Here is a 6,805-nt window from a genome sequence, read left to right on the forward strand (position 1 = left end):
CACCTAACACCGTTTTGGCGCAAAAATGTCCGAATCTTTAACAATTTTTAATCACCCAGGATTTTAGGAGTTCATTCACTTGGTCGGGAACCTCATCATGGGGACAATGACCCGCTTGGAGATAGTATTCTGTCAGTTGAGGATAATACTGACGGAACTTTGCTCCCCGTTCTTTGGCATTCATCCAGGGATCACCTTCTCCCCACAAGAGTAAGAGGGGACAGCGTAATTGGGAAAGTAGCACATCGATTTTTTCCCCTTGGGGCGATTTGAAGACTGACGCGAAGACTTTATGCGCTCCGCGATCGCACGAGGGACGATAGATATCATCTACCAGTTGGTCGGTAATAGCGCTGTGATCTAAATAAACTTGCTTGAGGGTTCTGCGAATGATCGCCCGTCGCCGTAGGTACTGAAACAGAAGGAAACTCGCCCAAGGTTGCAATAAGAGCGATCGCGTCATGTTCTTGAATCCCTTTCGCCCTGAATTCGAGGACTCTGGAACTTTCGTCTCGGTAAACGGACCGGCACTATTGAGCAACACCACTCCCGCAGCAGAATCAGGACGTTGCGCCGCGACACACAGCGCACAATAGCCGCCTAAGGAGTTCCCTGCCAATACCACAGGCTGACCAATCACCTGAGTAATAAAATCATGCAACTGATCGCGCCACAACTCACCGCTATATTGCCAGTCTGGTTTAGCCGATCGCCCAAATCCCAATAGGTCAATTGCCCAAACTTCAAAGTCTTGTTGGAGTTCAGCGATATTCTTGCGCCAGTGATCCGTCGATGCACCAAATCCATGGATCAGTAACAGAGGAGGATGATGCGATCGCTTCTCACCCGCTTTGACGTAGTAAATGGACTGTCCTCGCCACTGCCAATAGATGCCAGGAATAGTAGCCGTTGCTGCAACGGGGGTCGCCTGCATGGTTCTCGATAATGTTAAGTAACGTTAACTAATCTTAATATAGCGTAAGCGTTAAGGAATGGGGGCGGACGAATCTAATAAGTATTCAAAAGAGCGATCGCGCTCTACTGGGCTGCTGCAAACACCTGATCAACAGTCAGCTTTAGGTTAGATAAGCTTCTGTTAAAACCAAAAATTACAGTTCGAGAAAATTTACTTACTGCGATCGCTGCCATTCAATCACGCTGCGGATTCTACAACTACGAAATAGCTCAATACTAACCAACATTAACTAAATGTAAATGATACAATAGAAGGGCAAATAAGTCAAATAAATATTTACATGAGTGACAACAAGTTTGATTTCGATCAACGTGGAGCAACCATCGGTGTTAATGTCGCTAGCGAAAACAGCAATATTAAATTCATTCAACATGCCAAGCAGAATATCAACATCTCCGAGCAGGATCTTGCGGAAGCTGCCCAAAAGATTGAAGCTCTGCTGAATCAACTCGCTCAAACCTATCCCCCTACATCCGAACCCCAACAACAGATCTTTATCCAAAAATTATTAGCACGGCTTGAATCTACTCCTAACCTCATAAAAGTTATTCTAGCAGGTGGCATTGAAGGACTGAAAATTCTCTATCCCCCTGCCGGAATTCCTGTTGAAATCTCCCGCCGAATTTTAGAACTTATCGTGGCTGATAACTATCGCCAAGGACACATTGGAGGCGCCCAAGTCCGCCAAATGCTCAACTTCTCATCCCGTAAATGTGTCATTTTACGTTATTTAGTTACATATTAAACTACAAAGAGTGGGGGATTGAGTCAATATTCGGCTATCTCTACTCGCCAAATCGGGTGATTGGTCTGATAATTGTTGAGTAATATAAAGAAAAAGCTAAAATAGGGAACTGTATCCGAGCCACTATTTTTTTGTAAACACTAGAACGAGAGGGAGAAGCCTAGCCGTGTCTGTGGAAACGATTGAAAAGCGTTCAACATCAACCGTTCGGAAACCCGCACCTCGCTATCGTGTTTTGCTCCACAATGATGATTTCAACCCGATGGAATATGTGGTGCAAGCCTTGATACAGACGGTGCCGAGTCTGACTCAGCCGCAAGCGGTCAATATTATGATGGAAGCGCATAACTCAGGAATTGCGCTAGTCATTACCTGCGCTTTGGAACATGCAGAGTTCTATTGTGAAACGTTGAAGAATCAGGGCTTGACCAGTACGATTGAACCGGATGAATAGGGAAACGTAAGTCCTGAAGATTTTAAGACAAAACCTCCCGAAATTAGCTCAATACCCAGCATCTGTACGGCTGGGTTTGTTTGTTATTACCCTAGGGCTATTTTGGTTACCGTTAGCTACGCCAATCTACCTTTTAGTCGATGACTCAAACCTAGTCACCATTCTCACGATGGCGCTATTGTTTGGGGAATTTTTAGGGCTACTGCAAGTCTGGGGACGGTTCGTTTATGGAGAACCTCAACTGTTAAAGCAGTATGGGTTATACTCCTCTCGGCGCAATGGAATAGACTTGCTCAATGGGTTAAGTATTGGGCTGTTGTTTACCCTAAGTTTGTTTGCGTTAGAGGGGGGATTAGGCTGGCTAACATTTCAACATCCTCCGGAACCATTGGGGCGGATTATTTTAGAAGGATTGGTTAGCGCCCTGGGTATTGGCTTAGCGGAGGAGTTAGTCTTTCGGGGTTGGTTATTGGATGAGTTGGAACGAGACTATTCTCCTCAACTATCTCTTTGGGCAGATGCGCTAATTTTTGCCACACTGCATTTTCTCAAACCCCTCGCAGAAATTATTCGCACGTTACCAGGATTTCCCGGATTAGTGCTGTTGGGATTAACCTTAGTTTGGGCAAAACGAGGACAAGGGCGTTTGGGTTTACCCATTGGGTTACATGCTGGGTTGGTTTGGGGCTATTACATGATTAATGTGGGACAATTGGTGCAGTATTCGGGTCAAGTGTCTCCTTGGATAACTGGAGTAGATGGTAACCCGATCGCGGGAGTCATGGGGTTAGCCTTCTTGATGGTGCTAGCTGTGTGGATCAGGGCGCGGGCTGTGAATTAAGCGATCGCGCCCTAGTACCCCAGTTCCTCCTATTCTATGCCCGTCCGTTAATCATCATCTATATCATCATCTTCATCGTCATCATAGTCATTATCATCGGCACCCATCAATTCAGTGATTTCCTCTTCATCATCGTCGCTCTGCTTCTCGCTCGGATCACGCGCCAGCAAACGATTCGTTGTTTCTAACCACTCTAAAACTGAGGTTTCACGGGGAACGGAAATCACTGGAGCCAGTTGCTCACGAGATTCTTCACGCAAAGAAGGATTATACATAATTAATTTCAGTAAGTCGATAAAAATGATACCATATTTAACGGTGGATTGTCAGGACGACAGATGGTTAGCAAAGCCACGTTATTAGAAGCGATCGCGGGAAAAAATCGGGGGTTGTTGGCAACGGACACTGAAAAAACAGCAATTTTGGCAGCCGTTGCCCAATTAGAAGACCGCAACCCCACGCCACGTCCACTGGAAGCGCAGGACTTACTGGAAGGGAACTGGCGATTACTCTACACAACCAGTAGCGATTTGTTAAACCTGGGTCGGTTTCCCCTGTGGCAATTGGGTCAAATTTACCAATGTGTTCGCACCGCCGACGCGAAAATTTATAACATTGCCGAGATTTCCAGTTTACCTTACTTAGAGGGAATTATCAGTGTAGGAGCGCAGTTTGAACCCGTTTCCCAACGCCGTGTCAATGTCAATTTTGATCGGTCGGTTGTTGGATTAAAACGCTTAATTGACTATAAATCTCCGACTAACTTTATCCAGCAAATTGAAACGGGTAAAAAATTTAAGGCGCTTGATTTTAACATTGAAAGTCGAGAGCAACGGGGCTGGTTGGAGATTACTTATCTCGACGAAAATCTGCGGATTGGACGAGGGAATAAAGACAGTGTATTTGTCCTTAGCAAACCATGAATGCTCAAAGTACGGCGGTTTCCCTAACTCGCTTATCCCAAGGACAACTCAATCTGTTAGAAACCTGTCCGCGTAAATTTCAATATATTTATGTGGATCAGTGCGGAAGTCCTGTTTCACCGGAACAACAAGAACGGTTGACGTGGGGAAGTTACTTTCACCTGTTAATGCAACAACGAGAACTGGGATTACCGATAGACTCGTTACTGAAGGATAATCCCCAACTCAATCATTGGGTGACAGCGCTCATGGATGCAGCACCAGAGGTATTTGCCCGTGATGCTCAAACCTTTCGGGATGCTGAACATTGTCGCACGGTAACGATGCAAGGTTATTTACTAACGGTTATTTACGACTTATTTATTGAAGACGAAAAAAGCGCCCAAATTCTCGACTGGAAAACTTATCCTCTACCGACAAATCGTCATCGGTTAGCTAAAGACTGGCAAACGCGCTTATACCGATATGTTTTGGCGGACACCAGTGATTATTTGCTTGAGCAAATTTCTATGACGTACTGGTTTGTTAAGTCTCAACCCCGTCCCCAATGTATTACGTTTGCCTATGATAGAGTACAACATGAAAAAACGAGAGCGGATTTAACTGAGTTGCTGACTCGGCTATCCGGATGGTTACACCGCTATCAAAATGATCATATCCCGTTTCCCCAAGTTCCCATATCATCGGGTAAATGCGGTAACTGTAGCTTTGCGGTGCGCTGTCAGCGAACTGGGGAAAGTGAGGTTAGCCAAGATAATTTATTACCCAATTTGACTGATATTGAGGAAGTATCGATTTAAAGGGAACAGTTATCAGTTATCAGTTATCAGTTATCAGTTATCAGGTAAGGTATAATTCTAAGTTAACTTCCCCAATCTTCCCCTGCTTCCCCAGCTCCCAGACGTAGCATGCTACGTCTCTACATGCTTCCCCTGCACCCAGACGTAGCATGCTACGTCTCTACATGCTCCCCCTGCTCCCCTCCGCCCCCCGACTCCGCCACATCAAGGGTGATTCCGGATAATGGTTCGTTTATTAGTAGGTATAAACATAAAGCCCTCTAACTTGACGAAGTATTGGGGGTTTTAAGACTAGCGGAACTAACGATGATCTAATGGTGCAAGATCTAATGGGCTAAACGATTGTAATCACTCTATTGAAGAAATAAATGAGTATTGCATCTCGTACCAATAATTACTAAACCAGGCTTCAGCTTCTACCTATTTACATCCAGCTCTAATTTTTCTAGAGGCTGGAACAAAACTGTTTGTAAATCGGTAAGGGTTATAACTTCAATGATTACAACCAATATCTGGCTGGTCTTTACTGTTTACCTGATTTATGCGTTAATTAGTATCCCACTCTTTTTTATGACATCGGGCGGCTGGATGTCAATTTTTTTCTACATTGCATTTGCGGGATTGTTTTACATCACCACAACAATATTTTTGTTTTTTAGTGCAACGGCTCGGACAGCAAAGAGACGCACAAAGGTAAAAATAAAGGGGAGTTTTTTGCCAAAAATTATTGGACTGCAAACGTTTGTTATTCTATTTAATTACGGAACCTGTGGCGATACTATCTGCTATCAAGGATTTTTGCCTAATCTTTTGGAAGAAGCGAGTTTTCCGGTTATTTTTACACCCCCCTTTGTGGTCGTTTTACTTGCCCTTTTGTTGTATTTAGCGTTTTTGTCGATGTTTTTATTGGATGTGGCTTAAGGTAATAGAGAGCGGGGGGAGCGGGGGAAGCGGGGGAAGCGGGGGAAGCGGGGGAAGCAATGTAGAGACGTAGCATGCTACGTCTGGGAGCTGAGAGAAAAAACTAGAGGTATAATTCTATGGAGGTTATCTAAAGAGAAGACGAGATGAAACTAGGAATCGGACAGTTAACGAATAGCTTACTGTCTTTATTCCTGAAGTCAAACTGTCCATTATGCGATCGCGCTACGGATGCTACACTGTGCCAATACTGTCAGCGTCAGTTACAGCGCTGTCAACTCAAGCATCCGAGTCAATTTTGGCAAGGGGAGTTACCCGTGTTTGTTTGGGGACATTATGGGGGTGTGTTGAAACGGGCGATCGCGGCGCTAAAATACGAGAATCATACCCAGTTAGCTCGTCCTTTGGGATTCTGGTTGGGTGAGGCGTGGCTAAAATCTACGGTGGCGCGACAGAGGAAAAACTTAACGGTGATTCCGATTCCAATTCACCCCAGCAAACGACGACAACGAGGATTTAATCAAGCTGAACTCCTTGCCGAGAGTTTTTGTCAATTTACAGGGTATCAGTATCAGCCCCACGGTTTAGAACGGGTTCGGGAAACTGAAGCCCAGTTTGGCTTATCGGCAAAAGAGCGATCGCAAAATCTCACGGAGGCGTTTGCTGTAGGTAAGCGCTTTGGCAAACGTTCACATCATTCACCTGTCCTGATTTTAGACGATATTTACACCACAGGCGCAACCGCCCGTTCAGCCACAGAAGTGTTACGCCAGCAAGGAATAGCCGTATATGGTATTGTTGCGATCGCCTCGTCTAAACAGGGACGATAGGGGAGATGGGGGAGATGGGGAAGCAGATGCATTCGTAGGGGCGACCCGCCGCACAAAATTAACACGACCCACCCATTAATCTGATCGGGTCGCCCTGTATCGGGTATCCATCTCCCGCAGGGTTTGAATGTCCTGTTCAAAATCTTCTAGCTATCAATGCTTTGAGCCATATTTACAGTGGATAAAGTGCAAGGAAATGGGGTAGCATCCTTCATAAGTATGGCATCACCTTGCTCAGGTAAAATGTACCCTTGCTCCCCCAGCTCCCCCAGCTTCCCCAGCTTCCCCAGCTCCCCCTCACCACAAGACTTATTC

9 protein-coding genes are annotated in these 6,805 nt (G+C 45.3%); 7 read left to right on the forward strand and 2 right to left on the reverse strand.

Going from position 1 to position 6,805, the window contains the following annotated elements; all coding sequences use genetic code 11:
- Window positions 1-37: 37 nt before the first annotated feature.
- Window positions 38-934 carry an alpha/beta fold hydrolase gene (locus tag RIB93_RS21945; protein WP_446375601.1) on the reverse strand — a complete coding sequence of 299 codons (897 nt, stop codon included), beginning with the start codon at window positions 932-934 and terminating at the stop codon, window positions 38-40.
- A 322-nt stretch (window positions 935-1,256) separates the two neighbouring features.
- Here RIB93_RS21945 and RIB93_RS21950 point away from each other — a divergent pair, with 322 nt between their 5' ends.
- The 3 genes from RIB93_RS21950 (at window position 1,257) to RIB93_RS21960 (ending at window position 3,016) form a co-directional block, all read left to right on the forward strand.
- Entirely contained in the window at window positions 1,257-1,721 is a 465-nt protein-coding gene (locus RIB93_RS21950; RefSeq protein WP_446375623.1) for a hypothetical protein, read from the forward strand.
- A 166-nt stretch (window positions 1,722-1,887) separates the two neighbouring features.
- A complete protein-coding gene (gene clpS / locus RIB93_RS21955; protein WP_446375603.1) occupies window positions 1,888-2,175 on the forward strand; it encodes an ATP-dependent Clp protease adapter ClpS in 288 nt (95 codons plus the stop codon).
- 70 nt (window positions 2,176-2,245) lie between these two features.
- Window positions 2,246-3,016, forward strand: coding sequence for a CPBP family intramembrane glutamic endopeptidase (locus RIB93_RS21960; RefSeq protein ID WP_446375621.1), 771 nt, complete (start codon window positions 2,246-2,248; stop codon window positions 3,014-3,016).
- 47 nt (window positions 3,017-3,063) lie between these two features.
- On the opposite strand, the gene RIB93_RS21965 is transcribed toward RIB93_RS21960, so the two are convergent.
- Window positions 3,064-3,291, reverse strand: coding sequence for a DUF3134 domain-containing protein (locus RIB93_RS21965; RefSeq protein WP_446375605.1), 228 nt, complete (start codon window positions 3,289-3,291; stop codon window positions 3,064-3,066).
- Window positions 3,292-3,354: 63 nt separating this feature from the next.
- Between RIB93_RS21965 and RIB93_RS21970 the strand changes: the two genes are divergently transcribed.
- The 4 genes from RIB93_RS21970 to RIB93_RS21985 all read left to right on the forward strand — a co-directional run bounded on the left by RIB93_RS21970 (window position 3,355) and on the right by RIB93_RS21985 (window position 6,490).
- Complete coding sequence (locus RIB93_RS21970) at window positions 3,355-3,939, forward strand: PAP/fibrillin family protein (RefSeq protein WP_446375607.1); 585 nt, start codon at window positions 3,355-3,357, stop codon at window positions 3,937-3,939.
- Window positions 3,936-4,739: a PD-(D/E)XK nuclease family protein gene (locus RIB93_RS21975; protein WP_446375609.1), complete on the forward strand. Its 804-nt coding sequence runs from the start codon at window positions 3,936-3,938 to the stop codon at window positions 4,737-4,739. Before RIB93_RS21970 ends, RIB93_RS21975 begins: the two co-directional genes overlap by 4 nt.
- Before the next feature lie 495 nt (window positions 4,740-5,234).
- Window positions 5,235-5,660 (forward strand): hypothetical protein, encoded by a 426-nt coding sequence (locus tag RIB93_RS21980; RefSeq protein WP_446375611.1) that lies wholly within the window; start codon window positions 5,235-5,237, stop codon window positions 5,658-5,660.
- Window positions 5,661-5,806: 146 nt separating this feature from the next.
- The gene (locus RIB93_RS21985; RefSeq protein WP_446375613.1) at window positions 5,807-6,490 is read left to right on the forward strand and encodes a ComF family protein; all 684 of its coding nucleotides are present in this window, start codon (window positions 5,807-5,809) and stop codon (window positions 6,488-6,490) included.
- Window positions 6,491-6,805: the final 315 nt, after the last annotated feature.

This window comes from Coleofasciculus sp. D1-CHI-01 (assembly GCF_040218875.1).
GTDB lineage: Bacteria > Cyanobacteriota > Cyanobacteriia > Cyanobacteriales > Coleofasciculaceae > Coleofasciculus.

What these genes read in the sequence shown, in the direction of transcription:
- RIB93_RS21965 (WP_446375605.1), bottom strand. Translation starts at nt 3,291, where the DNA reads ATGTATAATCCTTCTTTGCGTGAAGAATCTCGTGAGCAACTGGCTCCA.
- RIB93_RS21950 (WP_446375623.1), top strand. Translation starts at nt 1,257, where the DNA reads ATGAGTGACAACAAGTTTGATTTCGATCAACGTGGAGCAACCATCGGT.
- RIB93_RS21945 (WP_446375601.1), bottom strand. Translation starts at nt 934, where the DNA reads ATGCAGGCGACCCCCGTTGCAGCAACGGCTACTATTCCTGGCATCTAT.
- RIB93_RS21970 (WP_446375607.1), top strand. Translation starts at nt 3,355, where the DNA reads ATGGTTAGCAAAGCCACGTTATTAGAAGCGATCGCGGGAAAAAATCGG.
- RIB93_RS21975 (WP_446375609.1), top strand. Translation starts at nt 3,936, where the DNA reads ATGAATGCTCAAAGTACGGCGGTTTCCCTAACTCGCTTATCCCAAGGA.
- RIB93_RS21980 (WP_446375611.1), top strand. Translation starts at nt 5,235, where the DNA reads ATGATTACAACCAATATCTGGCTGGTCTTTACTGTTTACCTGATTTAT.
- RIB93_RS21985 (WP_446375613.1), top strand. Translation starts at nt 5,807, where the DNA reads ATGAAACTAGGAATCGGACAGTTAACGAATAGCTTACTGTCTTTATTC.